Source organism: Kitasatospora griseola (genome assembly GCF_044999035.1).
GTDB lineage: Bacteria > Actinomycetota > Actinomycetes > Streptomycetales > Streptomycetaceae > Kitasatospora > Kitasatospora griseola.
The window spans coordinates 7,017,302-7,033,332 of the sequence record NZ_CP173360.1 but is presented as its reverse complement, the minus strand read 5'-3'; the positions used below and the strand labels follow the sequence as shown (position 1 = coordinate 7,033,332).

Here is a 16,031-nt window from a genome sequence, read left to right as displayed (position 1 = left end):
TGGCAACCCGCTGGAAGGCGGGGTGGGCGGATACACCGGACGGTGGACGGTTCTTCGGCCTGCCGTTTCGGTTGTACACCGTGTTTCAACCCGCTGGGCGACTCCTGGCCCCCACCCGGATTCCTATGGTTCCGGACATGACCTCCAACGGACAGATCACCAGGACCGGGTCCCTGCGCAAGTGGGCCGGCGCCGCAGCCGCGACCATCGGCCTGTCGCTCTCCCTGCTGGGTGCCGCCGGGCCGGCCTCCGCCGCGGAAGCGGACCCGGGCGACGTCGTCGCCGAGACCAGCACCGGCGGCTGGTGCCACTACGCCAGCCCGTGGGGCGGGACCTTCTACTGCGACAGCAACGTCAAGATCAAGCTCCCCAACGGGTACTGGCAGGCCTTCGTCATCGGCACCGACCACGGCGTCTACACCCAGTGGAGCTCCAGCTCCGGCCTCAGCGGCTGGAAGCTCCTCAACAACGGCTCCTGCAAGGATCCCGGCAACCACTCCGTGGACGTCTGGGACGTCAACGGCTGGCAGTTCAACGTCACCTGCATCGGCATGAACGGCACCCGCTACTACGACCACCGCAACAGCAACGGCTCCTGGTCCGGCTGGACCACCACCCGCCGGCGCTGACCCGGACCCCGGCCGACGCTTCCCTGGTCGGCCGGGGCCACCTCGATCCGCTGTGCGCCGCCCTTCGCGAGGGCGGCGCACAGCCGTTTCCCGTGTCCGCAGGTCAGCGGGCCAGGCGGCCGAGGAGGGCGGAGGCGGCGGTGATGCCGGCGGCGGTGGCGAGGGCCAGGACGCCGAAGTCCAGGGCGAGGTGGGAGGGGGTGCCGATGAGCAGGCCGCGCAGGGCGTCGACCTGGTAGCTGAGGGGGTTGGCGCGGCTGACGGCCTGGAGCCAGCCGGGCATCAGGTCGACGGGGTAGAGGGCGTTGGAGCCGAAGAAGAGCGGCATGGTGATGGCCTGGCCGATGCCCATCAGCCGGTCCCGGGTGAGGACGATCCCGGCGATGGTCATCGACAGGCAGGAGAAGAACGCCGAGCCGAGGATGACCACGACGGCAACTCCCAGCAGCCGCAGCGGGTTTGCGGTCATGCCGACGCCGAGCACGGCGGCCAGCACCACCACCACGGCGGCCTGGACGACCGCCTTGACCCCGGCGGCGAACGCCTTGCCGGTGACCAGTGCGGCCCGCGGGGTGGGGGTGACCAGCAGTTTGGTGAGCACCCCGGAGTCGCGCTCCCAGATGATCATGATGCCGTAGAAGATCGCGATGAACATCGCGGACTGGGCGATGATCCCGGGCGCCAGGAAGTCGAGGTACGGGATGCCTCCGGTCGGGATCGCCTTCAGCCGGGTGAAGGTCTCGCCGAAGATCAGCAGCCAGAGCGCGGGCTGGACCGCCCGGGTGTACAGCTCGGTGCGGTCGTGCCGGAGCTTCTGGAGCTCGACGGTGCACATCGCGACCACCCGGGCGGGCACCACCCGCCAGCCGGTCCGGGCCTTCGGCGGCACCAGCAGGAGCCCGAAGTCCGGTTCAGCCGACGCGACTTGCGGTTCGGCGGGTGCGGCGGACATCTCCGAAGTCCCCTTCCTTGGCGTCGGCCAGCGTGCGGCCCGAGAAGTGCCGGAACACGTCGTCCAGGGTGGGTTCGGCCCGCGCCGGGTCCTCGGCGCGGACCCGGGCCTTCAGCTCCTCGGGGGTGCCGAGGGCGCGGATCCGGCCGCGGTCCATCAGGGCGACCCGGTCGCAGTGGCGGTCCGCCTCGTCCATGTAGTGGGTGGTGACGAGGACCGTCATGCCGGTGGCTCGGCGCACCGCGTCCACCCGTTCCCAGACGCCGGCCCGGGCGATCGGGTCGAGGCCGATGGTCGGCTCGTCCAGCACAAGGAGCCGGGGGGCGCTGACCAGCGCCTGGGCGAGTTCGAGCCGGCGCACCATGCCGCCGGAGTAGGTGGCGGCCATCCGGTCGGCGGCCTCGGTGAGGTCGACGGCGGCCAGCGCCTGGACGACCCGTTCGGCCCGCTCGGCGCGCGGGACGTCGAAGACCCGGGCGAACAGTTCGACGTTCTCCCGGCCCGTCAACCCGGCGTCGGCGGACAGCTGTTGGGGCACGTAGCCGAGCAGGCGGCGCACCGCGACGGGCTCGGCGCTGCAGTCGTGGCCGAACACGGCGACCATGCCGCGCGCGGTGGGCAGCAGGGTGGTGATGGCCCGGATGGTGGTGGTCTTGCCCGCGCCGTTCGGCCCGAGCAGCCCGAAGACCTCTCCGGCCCGGACCGTCAGGTCGATGCCGTCCACTGCCCTGGCGCCGCCGTCCTTCTTCCGGCCGCGTTCGAAGGTGTACACCAACTCCCGGCATTCGACGGCTACTTGGTCGCTCATGGAGCCACCTTCCGGTCGTTCGCCCTGGTGCGCAGCCCGGCCGCGACGGTGCGCAGCGCCGGCATCGCCTGCGTGAGTGCGGTCCGCTGGTCGGCGGGGAGTTCGGCCAGTACCTCGCCGACCAGCGCGATGCGCCGGGCCCGCCAGTCGGCCAGCCGTCGGGCGGCCTCCTCGGTGGGGTACAGCAGTGCGGCGCGCCGGTCGGCGGGGTCGGTCTCGCGGCGCAGCAGGCCCTGTCCGACCAGCTGGTTGACCAGGGTGGAGACCGAGTTGCCGGCCAGGAACAGTTCCTCTGCGGCGTCCGAGACGCGCAGGCCGGGGGTGTCCTGGACCAGTCGCAGCAGTTCGACCTGGGCGCCGCGCAGCGGCGGGTGCTCCAGGCCGGAGCGCAGTCGGCGGCGGATCAGCCGTTGGATGCCGACCAGCAGGGCGGAGAACTCCTCGGTGTCGTCCACACTGTCGAGGTTAGCTCTGGGTGAGAGGTATCGGAGGGGTGCGCGGGCAAAATCCTGGCCGGGAACAGGCCCAGGGCCGGCCTCCCCGGAGGGTGGCCGGCCCTTGGCGCGGGGCGACGGCGCTTGTCAGCAGTCCTGGTAGGCGGTGCAGACCGGCTTGGCGAGCGCGCTCAGCACGGCGCTGTCGGCGGGCGCGGACCAGGCGGTCTTCGGGTGGCCGCCCTTGGCGACCTCCGCCTGCAGGGTGAGCTCGACGACTGCGCCGCCGGAGGTGGTCAGGTACTCGTGCACCTGCACCGTGCCGCCGCCGGACTGCGGCAGCGTCACGGTCGCCACCAGGAACTCGCTGTCGTCGCCGGTGATCTCGGCCTTGGCCCCGGGGACGGTGGTGGCGCAGTTGCGCACCTCGTCCTTGAGCGCCCCGAGCAGGCCGAACGCGGACTGCGCGGCGGCGCTGCTCTTCGCGGCGTCGCCGAAGGTCGCGATGCTCTGGTCGGCCTTCCAGTCGCCCTCGGCGCCGCCCAGCGAGGCGGTGTCCACGCCGGGCACGGTGTTCGCCCAGTCGTCGGAGCGCTTTCCGTGGCATAGCTGCTCGATCCGGAACCGGCCCTCGGCGCCCAGGCTCTTCGCCGAGGAAGCGGGCGCCGTCCAGTGCAGCGCCGTGTTCAGCGGCACCTGCTGGGCGCCGATCCAGGCCGCCGCCGGCACCGTCGAGGCCTTCCCGCCGCCGGTGGGCGCGCTCCGGCCGGGCTTCGGGCTGCCGGACTCCGCGGCGGCGTTCGACGGCGTCGCACTGCCGGCGGGCGCCGCGGCGCTCGTCTTCGCGGTGTCGCTCCCGCCCGTCCCGTCGGGGTCGCAGGCGGTCAGGACGAGGACGGCGGACAGGCAGGCCGCGGCGGTGGCGGCGAGGCGGAGCGGACGCACGTGGATCCCCGGGTTCGAAGTCGCTGGACGGTGGTGCCGGCCGGTCCCGCCTGCCGCCGCCGACCGGTGGACGGGCGGCGGCAGGCGGATCGCGGGCGGATCAGTAGCCGCGGGCCGGACGGTTCGGGTCGGCCTGCTGCACCTTGGACGCCAGGTCGTGGCCGTCCGCCGAGACGTGGTACCGGCTCCGGATGTAGTTCATCGACGCCGCCACGTTCGCCACCGGGTCGTAGATGTCGGTGGAGGTGCCCTTGACGTGGTACGCCGCGAAGGTGGGCGGGATGGTCTGCCAGCCGCCGCGCGAGCTGTTCAGCGGCGCGCCGTCGGCCTGCTTCGCGCCGTGCGCGTTGGTGTCCCACAGGTTCACCTGCGAACCGGCCGCGTTGTACGTCGACTCGCGCTTGGCGATGGTCAGCATGCCCTTGGTCCACGCCTCGCGGGCCGCCGGGTCGGTGATGCCCATCGCGTCCAGCGCCTGCGCGATGTAGTCGCGGCAGGCGGCCTCGCCGCTCTTGAACTTGCCCTTGCCGCCGTAGGTGACCTCGCTGGTCTTGATCGCTCCGGCGTGCGAGATCTCGATCTTCGGGTCGCTGCCGCCACCGTGGTCGCCGCCGCCGCCGCCGTGGCCGCCGGGCTTGTTCGGGCTCTTCGGCTGCGGCGTGCTGGGCTTCTTCTCGGCGGGCTTGCCGGTCGGCGTGTGCTCGCCGCCCTTGCCGGGGCTCTTCGGCTGCGGCTTGGAGGGGGTGGGCTTGGTGACGATGTCGTGGGCGTGCTTCTCCGCCTCCTGGTACCGCTTGATCACGGTGCCGATCTTCTGGGTGTCCTGGGCGAGTTCCTTGGTGAGCTTCGCCTTGGTCGCCTCCAGCGCCGCGACCTGCTCGTTGATCGCGTTCACCTGCTCGCGGACCTGGGCCACCACGGCGCCGAAGCCGATGATGTTGCCGAGCGCTCCGGCGGCCAGGTCGGTGGCGACCGCCTTGCCGATCACGCCCTTGATCCGGCCGGTCTGCTGGGTCATCTCGTTCATTCGCTGCTGGATCGCCTGGAAGTCCTTCTGGATCTTCGCGAGCTCGCTCAGCGTGACGCCGAAACCTGTCATGTCGTGTCTGCTCCCCCGTAGAACCTGACGCCCGTTCAGTCGTTTATCCCACCACAGGCCGTCCCGGGGCAATCACCGGCCCCCGGCCGCGTGCGCGGCTACCCGCACGGCGGCCTCCGCAAACCACCTGACCGGGGCTTTCGCCGAGATGCCGGGCCGCACCCGGCGCGCGACCATGGCACGTGCGGACCGCCCTCCGACGGTCCGCGTCCGACCGCACTGCCGGGGCTCGCTCCGAGGCCCGCCGCCGATCGGCCGGCGCCCTACCGGAAAGGCTGGGATTCGATGTTCCAACTCCTCTGGATTCTGCTGATCGGCTTCGTGCTGGGTGTGCTGGCCAAGCTGATCCTGCGCGGACCGCAGGCCATCCCGTGGTGGCTGACCATGCTGCTCGGCGCGGCCGGCGCCTGGCTGGGCAACGCGGTGGCCGGCTGGATCGGCGTCCGGCACACCTCCGGCATCGACTGGATCCGCCATCTGCTCCAGCTCGGCTTCGCGGTCGCGCTGGTCGCCTTCGTCTCCCCCGCATGGGCGAAGTCGCACCCCAGCAGATGACCGTCCGCACCGCCGCCACCGCCGCCCGTCGAGCCCTCCGCTCGGCGGGCGGCGGCACGGTCGGGCCGGGTCACCGTCCGGTCGGGCGGTGGGCGGGGCGGGGATCGTCCCCGTCATCGCGGTGGCGGCGTAGCCGGTCTGCCCGAAGGTGCCGCACTGCCCGGCCGGGGAGCCGATCGTGATCAGCCGGCCGCCGTCGCCCTGTTCGTGCATCCGAACGGCGGCGGCGCGGGCGCAGGTGAAGGTGCCGCGCAGGTGGGTGGCGACGACGGCGTCGAAGTCGTCGTCGGTCATCTCCCAGAGCACCTTGTCGCACAGGATGCCGGCGTTTGCGACCATCACGTCCAGCCTCCCGAAGGCCTCTACGGCCCGGTCCACCGGGAGTTGCGCGGCTTCGGCGGTGCCGACCGCGGCGGCCTGGGCGACCGCCTTGCCGCCGGCGTCCCGGATCGTGGCGGCGGCCCGCTCGGCGGTGTCGGCGTCCAGGTCGTTGGTCACGACGGCGGCGCGGGCGAGGGCGGTGGCGTAGGCGAGACCGACGCCGGATACCTGCTGTACCGGCTCGGCCGGCGGTCCGGCAGCCTGCTCGACACCGCCCTGGAACAGCACGGCCTGCGCCTGCGCCACCACGCGATCCTGCGCTACCTGGCCACCGTCGACGGCGACCGCCGGCGCGAACTCGCCGACCGCCTCGGCTACGACCCGAGCGCCGTCGTCACCCTGCTCGACGACCTCCAGCGCCTCGGCTTGGCCGAACGCCGGGCCGACCCCGCCGACCGCCGCAACCGGATCGTGGTGCTCACCGAGGCCGGCCGCGAGCTGCTGCGCACGGCCGACAGCGACAGCGCCGGGTCACCGACGACCTGCTGCAACCGCTCGACGCCGCCGACCGCGCCACCCTGCTCACCCTGCTGCGCCGCCTCGCCGAACCCATGTCCCGACGGCCGACGGTCAGCCGGCCCAGATCTCTCGGACGGCCCGCAGCGGGTCGCGCTCGACCCGCGCCTCCGAGCCCCACCGCATGGTGGCGCGGCCGTCGCGGTAGGGCGGCCAGACCGGGTCGAGGTCCCGGACGAAGGCGACCCAGGCGGTGTGCATCGCGTCGGCGAGGTCCTGCGGGGGGCGGGTGCCCAGCGCCTCCTCGACGCCCTCTGCGGTCAGCGCGTCGAAGGCGAACGGCAGGTCGGTGCAGTGGTAGGCCTGACCGGACCGGCCAGGGGCGCTGCCCGTCCACTCGAACTGGTAGAGCCAGGTGGGACGTCCGAGGGCGACGCGGGCCTCGGCGAGGGCCAGCGCGGGGGCCCGGAACAGCCAGTCGGTGAGCACCTCGCCCGATGCGGCCCGCGGGTTCTCGGCGTGGAACCGGGCGGCGCGCGCCGGGTCCAGGCCGAACGCGGCGAGCATCGCGTCCACCTCGGGACCACCCGGCACGGCCGGCCCGGGCGCGGCGAACTCGTGCGCGGTGAAGCCGAGCAGCAGCGGCACCTCGGACTCGGCGACCGCCTCGGCCACCGGACGGGTCACCAGTTCGCCGTCCACGCACGGGGCGAGGGCCAGCAGCGAGTCGTCGGCGCTCAGGGCGTCCTGGAGTTCGAGCAGCCGCTCGTCGCTCGCGTCCTGCAGGGCCGCGGCCGTGAGCACCGCTCCAGTGCGCTCGGCCAGCGTCCGGGCGACGGCCGGGGCGTCGGGTTCGAGCACCGCGCCGGACGCGGAGATCGCGGCGCGCAGCAGCCCGCGGGCCGCGGGCACGGCCAGCAGGGTCTGCACCGCGCCGCCGCCCGCCGACTGCCCGGCGACGGTGACCTTCGCGGGGTCGCCGCCGAAGCCGGCGATGTTGTCGCGGACCCACTCCAGGGCGGCGACCCAGTCCCGCACACCCCGGTTGTCGGGCGCGTCCGGCAGGTGCAGGAAGCCCTCGACGCCGAGCCGGTAGCCGACGGTGACCAGCACCACGCCGTCCCGGTTGAAGGCCGTACCGTCGTACCAGGGGCTGGCGGCGCTGCCCGCGACGTAGCCGCCGCCGTGGATCCACACCAGCACCGGCAGGCCGGCCGCCGGGTCGGTGGCGGGGGTGAAGACGTTCAGGTTGAGCGTGCCCGCGCCGGGGATCGTCGGCTCGGGGATGGTGGTGATCTCGGCGAACGGCCGGCGCTGCGCGGTCGGCCCGTACGCGGTGGCGTCGAGCACCCCGGTCCACGGCTCGGGCGCCACGGGCGCGGCGAACCGCAGTGCCCCGACGGGGGGTTGGGCGTACGGGATGCCGAGGAAGCGCACGCTCCCGTCGGCGCGGCGCTCGCCGCGCACCGGGCCGCTGCGGGTGGGGACGACGGTCATCTGTTCTGCTCCTGGACGGGTCACGGGGTGGGCCCCTGGTGTTCGACGTAGTGGCGGACGCGGTTGAGCTCGGCCGGGTCGGCCGGGCGCGCGCCGTAGGTGCGGTCGGGGGTGACGGGGGTGACGGAGATCCGGTTGTCGCGCAGCAGCGCGGTGGCGTCGGCGTCCGGCACGGTCTCGGTGCAGCTGTCGCCGGGCCGGTGCTCGCACCAGCCGAGGCTGATGGCGTAGGCGCCGGCGGCGGTCGGCTCGTAGGCGTGCCAGACCTCCCGGCCGCGGCCGACGGAGGTCCACCGGGCGGGCCCGGCGGGGCGGCCGGCGGTGATGTCCGGGTAGTCCACCTTGAGGGCGAAGGCGCGGCTGAGCAGGTCGTGTCCGCGCAGGCCGGCGATCAGCCGGGCGGCGTAGTCGGCGGTGGCCCGGTAGTCCGCGGTCGGGAAGTACTCGCCGCTGTCGTCGCCGGTGGTGGAGAAGGCGAGCGCCGGGACGCCGTCGTCGACGGCGGCGAGCGCCGCGCCGACCGTGCCGGAGTCGTTGACCTGGGCGCTGACGTTGGCCCCGGAGTTGATGCCGGAGACCACCAGGTCGGGCCCGCCGGACCAGCTGGCCCGGTCCGCGAGGGCGGCCCGCAGGGCGAGGTGCACGGTGTCCACGGGGGTGGCGGCGGGGCTGTCGGGCCGGCAGGCGTCGTCCAGGCAGACCCCGTACACGGCCCCGCCGGACGGCGCGCCCGCACAGTCCGCGCCGTAGCCGGCGGGCAGCTCGCCGCGGCGGGCCAGGGCCAGCGTGCCGCTGTTGCTGACGGCGGTGCCCTTGCCGGACTGGACCTGCCAGGGCGCCATCACCACCACGTCCGCGCCGGCCGCGCACAGGGCGCGGCGCAGCTCGTACAGTCCGAGGCCGTCGGACTGCGCGGCCTTGGCGGCCCGCATCGAGTCGTCGTTGGTGAGCAGCACCCGCAGGCCCGCCAGTGGCCGGACGGCCGGTGCGGGGACGGCGGGCGCGGCGTCGGCGGGGACGGTGACGGCCAGGGTGCCGGCGGCGGTGGCGGCAGCGAGCAGGCGGGCGGTGCGTCTCATGCGCGGGTCCCTCTCTGACGGGGGGTCACAGGTCGAGGCCGTGACCGTACGGGAAGACCGGGTCGGCGGTGTCGTTGGGCACGTCGGGGCGGGAGGCCGCCACGGCGGCCATCGAGCGCGGGAGTTCGAACGGCAGGCGGCCCTCGGGGCGGGCCAGTCCGAACACCGCGTCGAGCAGGGCGTCGTCCTGCGCGCCGTAGTCGGCGACCAGGGCGTGCGCCCGCTCGGCGATCTCGGGGAGCACCGCCGGCCGCTCCAGGTTGATCAGCACGACGGTCGGCACGGCGTCCAACACGGCGAGGATGCGGGCGAGTTCGTCTGCGGGGAAGTCCAGGTACCCGGAGTGGAACAGCGACTCGAAGAGGTTCGGCCGCTGCTCGTACGGCGTGTACAGGCGCAGCACGGCGAGGTCGGCCTCGGCCGGGTCCTGGACGGCCCGGCCGTGGCGGGCGACGACGGCGGGGTCGAGGCCCTCGGTGTAGAGCCGGGGGGCGGGGCGGGTGACGGGCAGCGTGTCGGCGCGGTTGACCAGGACGGTCAGCGAGCGGCGCTGCGCGGCGGCCCCGGCGGCCCGGAACTCCGGGTTGCCGACGATCAGTTCGGCGGCGTCGGGGTCCACGTAGCGGCGGTCGTCGAACAGGCCGAGGACGAACTTCTCCCGCAGCAGGCGCCGGGCCGAGGCATCGAGCCGCTCCTCGGTGATCCGCCCGTCGCGGACCAGGGCGACCAGCAGTTCGGGGCACTCCTCGCCGCCGAACTGGTCGGCCCCGGCGTCGAGCGCCTTGGCGGCGCGTTCGGCGGGGGTGAGGTGTTCGACGCCCCAGGCGCGGGCGCGGTGCGGCTCGCCGAAGATCTCGTCGTCGTTGAGCAGGCCCCAGTCGGTGCACACCACGCCCCGGAAGCCGAGCTGTTCGCGCAGCAGGCCGGTGACCACGCCGCGGTTGAAGCCGAAGCCGACCTCCTCCCAGTCGGTGCCGATCGGCTGCCCGTAGTAGGGCATCATCTGGGCGGCGCCGGCCGCGACGGCCGCCCGGAACGGGGCGAGGTGCAGCTCGCGCATCCCGCCCGGGTAGACCTGTTCCTTGCCGTGCGGGAAGTGCGGGTCCTCGCCGTCCTTCTGCGGCCCGCCGCCGGGGAAGTGCTTCACCATGGCGGCCACGCTGTCCGGGCCGAGCCGCTCGCCCTGGAGGCCGCGGATGTAGGCCTCGGCGAGTTCGGCGGTGAGGGCGGCGTCGGAGCCGAAGGTTCCGGTCTGCCGCGACCAGCGCGGTTCGGTGGCGAGGTCGAGCTGCGGATGCAGGGCGACCCGCAGGCCGACGGCGAGGTACTCGCGGCGGGCGATGTCGGCGAAGCGGCGCACCAGTTCGGGGTCGCGGACGGCGGCCAGGCCGATCGGCTCGGGCCAGGCGGAGAACGCGCCGGCCCGGATCGAGGCGCCGATGTTGGCGGTGAAGGAGTGGCGGGGGTCGGTGGAGACGGTGACCGGGATGCCGAGCCTGGTGCCGTGGGCGATCTCCTGGACGGCGTTGTGCCACTCGGCGATCCGGCGCGGCGCGGCGGTGCCCAGCAGGTTGAAGTGGCTCAGGCCCTGACGGCGGATCAGCCCGGTGGTGTCGGTGGGGAAGTCGCCGTCGTCGCCGTCCTCCACGGGCCGGCCGTCGGCGTGCATCGGCAGCATGGTGTGGAACAGCAGGCCGGCCTTCTCCTCCAGCGTCATCCGGCCGAGCAGGTCCTCGACGCGTTCGTCCACCGGCCGGGCCGGGTCCTGGTAGGGGAGGGAGGTGCGGTGCATGGTGTTTCTCCGGTACGAGGGGCGAGGGGTGTTGAGGGCGGGTCAGCGGACGCCGCGGATCGGGACGACGGCGAGCGCGCCGCCCAGGATGATCAGGGCGCCGGCCAGGTAGAGCGCGTCGTAGCCGGCCAGGCCGACCACCGCGGAGGCGACCAGCGGGGCGAGGATCTGCGGGCCGGCGTTGGCGATGTTCAGCACGCCCAGGTCGCGGGCGGCGTCGGCGGCGCTCGGCAGCACCTGGGTGACCAGGGCGGTGTCCACGGCCATGTAGCAGCCGAAAGCGATCCCGGCGAGCACGGTGTACAGCAGGATGCCGGTCCAGGTGGGCAGCAGGACGGGGACGGCCATGGTGGCGGAGGCCAGGACGCACGAGACGGCGATCAGCGGCTTGCGGCGGCCGAGCCGGTCGGACAGCCAGCCGCCGAGCGCGGTGGCGGCGAGCGTGGAGACCGCGTCCACCGGCGCGAGGTAGGTCTGGGCGCCGGGGGCGTCCATGCCGTCGGGGAGCCGGATGTGGTCCTGCAGGATGTAGAACTGGAACAGCGAGACGGCGAAGAAGCCGAGCATCATCAGGAACCGGCCGATGAACGCCCAGCGGAAGTCGGCGACCTTCAAGGTCTCGGCGAACGCGGCGAGTTGACGGCGCAGCGGGACGGGTTCGGTCTTCGCCGGGCGCCCTTCGCGGACCAGTGCGGTGAACAGCACGGCGGCCAGCGCGATGACGGCGCCGATCAGCAGGTAGCCGGTGCCGAGGCCGTCGGGGACGAACCGGGCGGCGAGCAGGATGCCGACCACCGAGCCGATCGGAGTGCCGATGCCGACCATCGCGGAGGCCACTCCGCGGCGTTCGGCGGGCACCCGGTCGGGGACCACGGCGGTGAGGGCGGCCTGGAAGCAGTTCATGGTGGCCTGCACCAGGCACCAGACCAGGGTGACCAGCAGGATGGTGCGGACCTGGCCGAGCAGGGCGAGCGCGCCGAAGGAGGCGAGGCCGCCGCCGAGGATCCACGGGTTGCGGCGCCCGGAGCGATCGGAGAGCAGTCCGGCGAGCGGGTTGAACAGGGTGGCGAACACGGCGGCGACGCCGGAGACCAGGCCGAGACTTCCGACCTTGCCGTCCGGGTCGAGCAGTTCGATCTGGGCGGGCAGCAGGACGCCGCCGACCCCGAGGTAGACCAGGTACAGCGCGGAGTTGCCGAGGGTGAGCATCGGCAGCAGCGCCCGGCCGGCGGTTCTCGGGTGGGAAGCGACGTCGTCGGCGGTGGTCATGACCGGCCTCCTGGGGTGGCCACGGTCCCGTGCGGCGGGAGGGTGAAGGGTGGGGGTGCCCCGCGCGCAGGGTGCGGCACGGCGGACGGACGGCACGTCAGGTGGCCGTCCGGCCGGAACGGGCACGGCGGCGGGGCCGGACCAGCAAAGCACGAAAACCGAGTGGTCAGTAGGTATTCATTTTGTGGCCTGGATCACACCGCACAGGGCTGTGCGGCGCGTTGGCTAAGGTGGCAGCCATGGACGTGAAGCACGAGCCGGCCCGCCGCGGCAGCTACGCGGTCGGCGACGAGCGCCGCACCCGAATCCTGGACACCGCTGTCGCGCACTTCGCCCAACTCGGCTTCCGCGGCACCTCGTTGGCCCGGATCGCCAAGGACGCGGGCCTGACCCAGGGCGGCCTGCTGCACCACTTCCGCACCAAGGAGGCGCTGCTGGTCTCGGTGCTGGAGGCCAGCGACGAGAACGACATCGAGCAGTTCTTCGCCGAGGAGTGCGCCACCGTCGCCGAATGGTTCCACCGCCTGGTCGACCTGGCCGCCCACAACGCCGATCGGCCCGAACGCACCCGGATGTTCAACGCCCTGGTCGGCGAGTCCGGCGACCCGGAGCACCCCGCGCACGCCTTCTTCACCCGCCGCTACCGGACCCTGACCGCCGACGCCGCCCAGTCGCTGCACCGCGGCGTGGACAGCGGGGAGCTGCGCGCCGACACCGACTGCCCGGCCGAGGCCCGCCAACTGCTCGCCGTCATGGACGGGTTGCAGCTCCAATGGGTGCTCGACCAGTCCGTGGACATGCCCGGCCAGCTGCACGCTTACCTGGACCGGCTGTACCGGGCCCTGTCCACCGCCGGCACGCCGCTGCCGGACGCCGCTCGCCCGCGCGGCTGACGGCCGGGCGCGACGGGCGGCCGCCCACCGGAGTCTGCGGCGTCCCGGGCGCGCTTATGTCAACGCCATTGACGTTGGCCGACGGGGAACGGTCTGATGACGGCATCCGGGTCCCGCAACCCCGCTCCGGGGCCCGGCGTCCCCTGCACCGCCGAAGGAGCCCCGCCATGGCCGACCCCGTCCACGCCCTCCGGGACGCCCAGCCCGTACCGTTCTGGCTGGACTCCCCCGACCGGCCCGAGGCCGAGCCCGCCCTGGTCGGCCAGACCCGCTGCGACCTGCTGGTGGTCGGCGGCGGCTACAGCGGACTGTGGACCGCGCTGATCGCCAAGGAGCGCGACCCCTCACTGGACGTGCTGCTGATCGAGGCCCGCGAGGCCGGCTGGGCCGCCTCCGGACGCAACGGCGGCTTCTGCGAGGCCAGCCTCACCCACGGCCTGGCCAACGGCCACCAGCGCTGGCCCGGCGAACTCGCCGCCCTGGAACGCCTCGGACAGGCCAACCTCGACGCCATGCAGGAGACCGTCCGCCGCCACGGCATCGACTGCGACTGGCGGCGCAACGGCTCCCTCAGCATCGCCACCGAGCCCCACCAGGTGGACGAACTGCGGGAGTTCGCCGAGCTCGCGGCCCGCTACGGCAGCCACCTCGACGTCCTCGACCAGGACGCCGTGCGCGCCGAGGTCGACTCCCCCACCTTCCTCGGCGGCCTCTGGGACCGCGACGGCGTCGCCATGCTCGACCCGGCCCGCCTCGCCTGAGGCCTCAAGCGCGCCTGCCTCGACCTCGGCGTCCGCATCCACGAGCACACGCCCGCCACCGCCCTCGCCGAGACCCCCGGCGGCCTGGCCGTCCGCACCCCCTACGGCCGGATCGCCGCCCGCCGCACCGCGCTCGCCACCAACGCCTTCCCGTCGCTGCTGCGCCGCCACCGGCCGTACACCGTCCCGGTCTACGACTACGCGCTGATGACCGAGCCGCTGACGGACGCCCAACTCGCCTCCGTCGGCTGGCAGAACCGGCAGGGCTGGGCCGACAGCGCCAACCACTTCCACTACGTGCGGCTGTCCGCCGACAACCGGATCCTGTTCGGCGGCTACGACGTCGTCCACCAGTATCGCGGCCGGGTCAGCGCCGAACGCGACCAGCGGCCGGAGACCTTCGCCACCCTCGCCCGGCACTTCTTCCGGACCTTCCCGCAGCTGGCGGGCCTGCGCTTCACCCACGCCTGGGGCGGCGCGATCGACACCTGCACCCGGTTCTCGGCCTTCTTCGACCTGTCCCACCGCGGGAAGGTCGCCTACGCCGCCGGCTACACCGGGCTCGGCGTCGGCGCCACCCGGTTCGGCGCCGAGGTGATGCTCGACCTGCTCGCCGGGGAGCGCACCGAACGCACCGAGCTGGAGATGGTCCGTCGCAAGCCGCTGCCGTTCCCGCCGGAGCCGGTCCGCTCGGTCGGCATCGGCATCACCCAGTGGGCCCTCACCCGGGCCGACGCCAACGCCGGGCACCGCAACCTGTGGCTGCGCACCCTCGACCGCTTCGGCCTGGGCTTCGACAGCTGACCGAAACATCCCGGCACGGCCGGCTCGCGCGCAGGTGCTCACCCGAGGCGCGGGGAACAGCGCGAAGGGGGACGAACACGTCCGTGGGATCCGTTGTCCGACAGCCGGTCGCACCTGGCCGGCCCCGCCCGGGGCGTGCACCCCTCGGGTGGGCCGGAGCCAGGATTCGGGCTGCTGCGGAATCCCGGAACTTCCCGAAGTCCCGTTCCCCTTCGCGCAGTTCCCCGCGCCCCCGGCTTCGCACCCGCCCGCGCCCTCAGGTTCGCCCCCGCCCGCGCCCCCGGGCTCGTGCCCGCTCGCGGCTCGGTGCGACGCCGAGGCGGCGGCGGCGGCAACGGCCAGTGGGTCCGTCAGTGGGCGGCCGAGGAGGTTCGGCAGGTCGGGGCCGGTGGCCGACAGGAAGCCGTGGCGGACGGCGGTGGCGATGGAGCTGAGCATCGGGGGCTGGAAGGGGAGCAGGCCCGGGGTGGCGTTCAGGAGGCGGTCGCGGTAGGTGGTGAGGTCGAGCGTGCGGTGGGGGACGGCGAGGGCGGCGGCGATCCGGGTCGCCGTGATCGGGGTGCCGACGAGGTCGTGGACGAGCCCGGTGTGGGGGGTGGGGTCGGCGGCGACGGTGGCGGCGGCCTGGGCGAGGTCGGCGCGGGCGACGGCGGCGAGGGCGCCGTCGCCGAAGGGGGATTCCAGGCCGTCGGAGGTCCAGGTGAGCAGGCCGCCGAAGAGTTCGGCGTAGAGGCCGTTGCGCAGGATCGTCCAGGGCAGGCCGCTGTCGCGGATCAGCCGTTCGGTGGCGCGGTGCGCGGCCGCGAAGGCGAGGTGGTCGCCGCCGGTGGTGAGGCTGGTGTAGACGACGTGGCCGACGCCGTCGCGGGCGGCCGCGTCGAGGACGGCGGCGTGCCGGGCGAGGACGATGTCGTCCTCCGCGTAGCCGGCGGAGATCAGCAGCAGGGTGGCGACGCCGCGCAGGTCCAACGTGGCGGGGTCGTCGAAGTCGAGGTGTCGCATGCCCCCGGCGGGGGTGCGGCTGCCGCCCTGCGCCGGTACGCCGGCCAGGCGCAGCGCGGCGAGGGTGGCCGCGCCGAGGTTTCCGTTCGCTCCGGTCACCAGAATCATGATCGGTCACAGCCTTTCGCGCCGTCGGGCGCTGGTTCTCCTCGGTAACCAGTCACTACGGTTGATCCTCGGCCCGCGCGACGACCGCCCACAAGGAGGCAGTTCGATGTCACTGACGCACACGGAGGTAACCACCCCCGCCACCCCCGCCGAGCTCGAACCGTGCGGGCGGCAGGACCATCCGGACTGCGGGATCCGGGACGTGCTGGACCGGATCGGCGACAAGTGGTCCGTCCTGGTGGTCGTCGAACTCGCGGGCGGGCCAAGGAGGTTCAGGGAGCTGCAGCGCGCCGTCGAGGGCATCTCGCAGCGCATGCTGACCCTCACCGTCCGTCGTCTGGAGCGCGACGGCCTGGTGCTGCGCACGGTCTACCCGACCGTCCCGGCGCAGGTGGACTACCGGCTGACGGAGACCGGCGCGGGTCTGACCCATCTGGTGAAGGCGCTCGCCGACTGGTCGCTGGCCCATCGCGCGGCGATCGCGGAGGCCCGGCACGCCTACGACCTGGAGCACCCGGAGAACGAGATCCGCTGACCCGGGAGGGCGTCGACCGCCCACCCTCCCGG

General features: G+C 73.8%; 13 protein-coding genes and 3 pseudogenes. 5 read left to right on the top strand and 11 right to left on the bottom strand.

Features of this window, described 5'->3' with window-relative positions:
- Window positions 1–137: 137 nt before the first annotated feature.
- The gene (locus ACI1MP_RS31640) at window positions 138–629 is read left to right on the top strand and encodes a hypothetical protein (protein WP_404870098.1); all 492 of its coding nucleotides are present in this window, start codon (window positions 138–140) and stop codon (window positions 627–629) included.
- 103 nt (window positions 630–732) lie between these two features.
- Here the strand turns inward: ACI1MP_RS31640 and ACI1MP_RS31635 are convergent, their stop codons facing one another.
- The 6 genes from ACI1MP_RS31635 to ACI1MP_RS31610 all read right to left on the bottom strand — a co-directional run bounded on the left by ACI1MP_RS31635 (window position 733) and on the right by ACI1MP_RS31610 (window position 6,049).
- A complete protein-coding gene (locus ACI1MP_RS31635) occupies window positions 733–1,581 on the bottom strand; it encodes an ABC transporter permease (RefSeq protein WP_380333625.1) in 849 nt (282 codons plus the stop codon).
- On the bottom strand, window positions 1,541–2,389 hold the full coding sequence (locus tag ACI1MP_RS31630) for an ATP-binding cassette domain-containing protein (protein ID WP_380333626.1): 849 nt from the start codon (window positions 2,387–2,389) through the stop codon (window positions 1,541–1,543). Before ACI1MP_RS31630 ends, ACI1MP_RS31635 begins: the two co-directional genes overlap by 41 nt.
- Complete coding sequence (locus ACI1MP_RS31625) at window positions 2,386–2,844, bottom strand: MarR family winged helix-turn-helix transcriptional regulator (protein ID WP_404870097.1); 459 nt, start codon at window positions 2,842–2,844, stop codon at window positions 2,386–2,388. The genes ACI1MP_RS31630 and ACI1MP_RS31625 overlap by 4 nt, the downstream gene beginning before the upstream one ends.
- A 126-nt stretch (window positions 2,845–2,970) precedes the next feature.
- A complete protein-coding gene (locus ACI1MP_RS31620; RefSeq protein ID WP_404870096.1) occupies window positions 2,971–3,768 on the bottom strand; it encodes a hypothetical protein in 798 nt (265 codons plus the stop codon).
- 100 nt (window positions 3,769–3,868) lie between these two features.
- Entirely contained in the window at window positions 3,869–4,867 is a 999-nt protein-coding gene (locus ACI1MP_RS31615) for a hypothetical protein (protein ID WP_404870095.1), read from the bottom strand.
- Window positions 4,868–4,939: 72 nt separating this feature from the next.
- Complete coding sequence (locus tag ACI1MP_RS31610) at window positions 4,940–6,049, bottom strand: SDR family NAD(P)-dependent oxidoreductase (RefSeq protein WP_404870858.1); 1,110 nt, start codon at window positions 6,047–6,049, stop codon at window positions 4,940–4,942.
- Between ACI1MP_RS31610 and ACI1MP_RS31605 the strand changes: the two are divergent.
- Window positions 5,972–6,351 (top strand): annotated as a pseudogene (locus ACI1MP_RS31605) (MarR family winged helix-turn-helix transcriptional regulator); the annotation flags it as partial. The gene ACI1MP_RS31610 and the pseudogene ACI1MP_RS31605 sit on opposite strands and share 78 nt — an antisense overlap.
- A 22-nt stretch (window positions 6,352–6,373) precedes the next feature.
- Here ACI1MP_RS31605 and ACI1MP_RS31600 read toward each other — a convergent pair.
- Genes ACI1MP_RS31600 through ACI1MP_RS31585 form a run of 4 tightly spaced genes read right to left on the bottom strand, consistent with a single transcriptional unit; the run spans window position 6,374 to window position 11,896 of the window.
- The gene (locus ACI1MP_RS31600) at window positions 6,374–7,756 is read right to left on the bottom strand and encodes a carboxylesterase/lipase family protein (protein ID WP_404870094.1); all 1,383 of its coding nucleotides are present in this window, start codon (window positions 7,754–7,756) and stop codon (window positions 6,374–6,376) included.
- 20 nt (window positions 7,757–7,776) lie between these two features.
- Window positions 7,777–8,835 carry a 5'/3'-nucleotidase SurE gene (gene surE / locus ACI1MP_RS31595; RefSeq protein WP_404870093.1) on the bottom strand — a complete coding sequence of 353 codons (1,059 nt, stop codon included), beginning with the start codon at window positions 8,833–8,835 and terminating at the stop codon, window positions 7,777–7,779.
- Between the two features lie 25 nt (window positions 8,836–8,860).
- Window positions 8,861–10,627 carry a glycoside hydrolase family 3 protein gene (locus tag ACI1MP_RS31590; RefSeq protein WP_404870092.1) on the bottom strand — a complete coding sequence of 589 codons (1,767 nt, stop codon included), beginning with the start codon at window positions 10,625–10,627 and terminating at the stop codon, window positions 8,861–8,863.
- 42 nt (window positions 10,628–10,669) lie between these two features.
- On the bottom strand, window positions 10,670–11,896 hold the full coding sequence (locus tag ACI1MP_RS31585; protein ID WP_404870091.1) for an MFS transporter: 1,227 nt from the start codon (window positions 11,894–11,896) through the stop codon (window positions 10,670–10,672).
- A gap of 239 nt (window positions 11,897–12,135) precedes the next feature.
- Here ACI1MP_RS31585 and ACI1MP_RS31580 point away from each other — a divergent pair, with 239 nt between their 5' ends.
- Window positions 12,136–12,789 (top strand): TetR/AcrR family transcriptional regulator, encoded by a 654-nt coding sequence (locus ACI1MP_RS31580; RefSeq protein ID WP_189274700.1) that lies wholly within the window; start codon window positions 12,136–12,138, stop codon window positions 12,787–12,789.
- Window positions 12,790–12,956: 167 nt separating this feature from the next.
- Window positions 12,957–14,354, top strand: a pseudogene (locus tag ACI1MP_RS31575) (NAD(P)/FAD-dependent oxidoreductase).
- 657 nt (window positions 14,355–15,011) lie between these two features.
- Here ACI1MP_RS31575 and ACI1MP_RS31570 read toward each other — a convergent pair.
- Window positions 15,012–15,356: pseudogene (locus ACI1MP_RS31570) on the bottom strand (NmrA family NAD(P)-binding protein); the annotation flags it as partial.
- A gap of 214 nt (window positions 15,357–15,570) precedes the next feature.
- Here ACI1MP_RS31570 and ACI1MP_RS31565 point away from each other — a divergent pair.
- Window positions 15,571–15,999 (top strand): winged helix-turn-helix transcriptional regulator, encoded by a 429-nt coding sequence (locus ACI1MP_RS31565; protein WP_380333631.1) that lies wholly within the window; start codon window positions 15,571–15,573, stop codon window positions 15,997–15,999.
- Window positions 16,000–16,031 lie beyond the last annotated feature (32 nt).

What these genes read in the sequence shown, in the direction of transcription:
- ACI1MP_RS31640 (WP_404870098.1), top strand. Translation starts at nt 138, where the DNA reads ATGACCTCCAACGGACAGATCACCAGGACCGGGTCCCTGCGCAAGTGG.
- ACI1MP_RS31635 (WP_380333625.1), bottom strand. Translation starts at nt 1,581, where the DNA reads ATGTCCGCCGCACCCGCCGAACCGCAAGTCGCGTCGGCTGAACCGGAC.
- ACI1MP_RS31630 (WP_380333626.1), bottom strand. Translation starts at nt 2,389, where the DNA reads ATGAGCGACCAAGTAGCCGTCGAATGCCGGGAGTTGGTGTACACCTTC.
- ACI1MP_RS31615 (WP_404870095.1), bottom strand. Translation starts at nt 4,867, where the DNA reads ATGACAGGTTTCGGCGTCACGCTGAGCGAGCTCGCGAAGATCCAGAAG.
- ACI1MP_RS31600 (WP_404870094.1), bottom strand. Translation starts at nt 7,756, where the DNA reads ATGACCGTCGTCCCCACCCGCAGCGGCCCGGTGCGCGGCGAGCGCCGC.
- surE (WP_404870093.1), bottom strand. Translation starts at nt 8,835, where the DNA reads ATGAGACGCACCGCCCGCCTGCTCGCTGCCGCCACCGCCGCCGGCACC.
- ACI1MP_RS31590 (WP_404870092.1), bottom strand. Translation starts at nt 10,627, where the DNA reads ATGCACCGCACCTCCCTCCCCTACCAGGACCCGGCCCGGCCGGTGGAC.
- ACI1MP_RS31585 (WP_404870091.1), bottom strand. Translation starts at nt 11,896, where the DNA reads ATGACCACCGCCGACGACGTCGCTTCCCACCCGAGAACCGCCGGCCGG.
- ACI1MP_RS31580 (WP_189274700.1), top strand. Translation starts at nt 12,136, where the DNA reads ATGGACGTGAAGCACGAGCCGGCCCGCCGCGGCAGCTACGCGGTCGGC.
- ACI1MP_RS31565 (WP_380333631.1), top strand. Translation starts at nt 15,571, where the DNA reads ATGTCACTGACGCACACGGAGGTAACCACCCCCGCCACCCCCGCCGAG.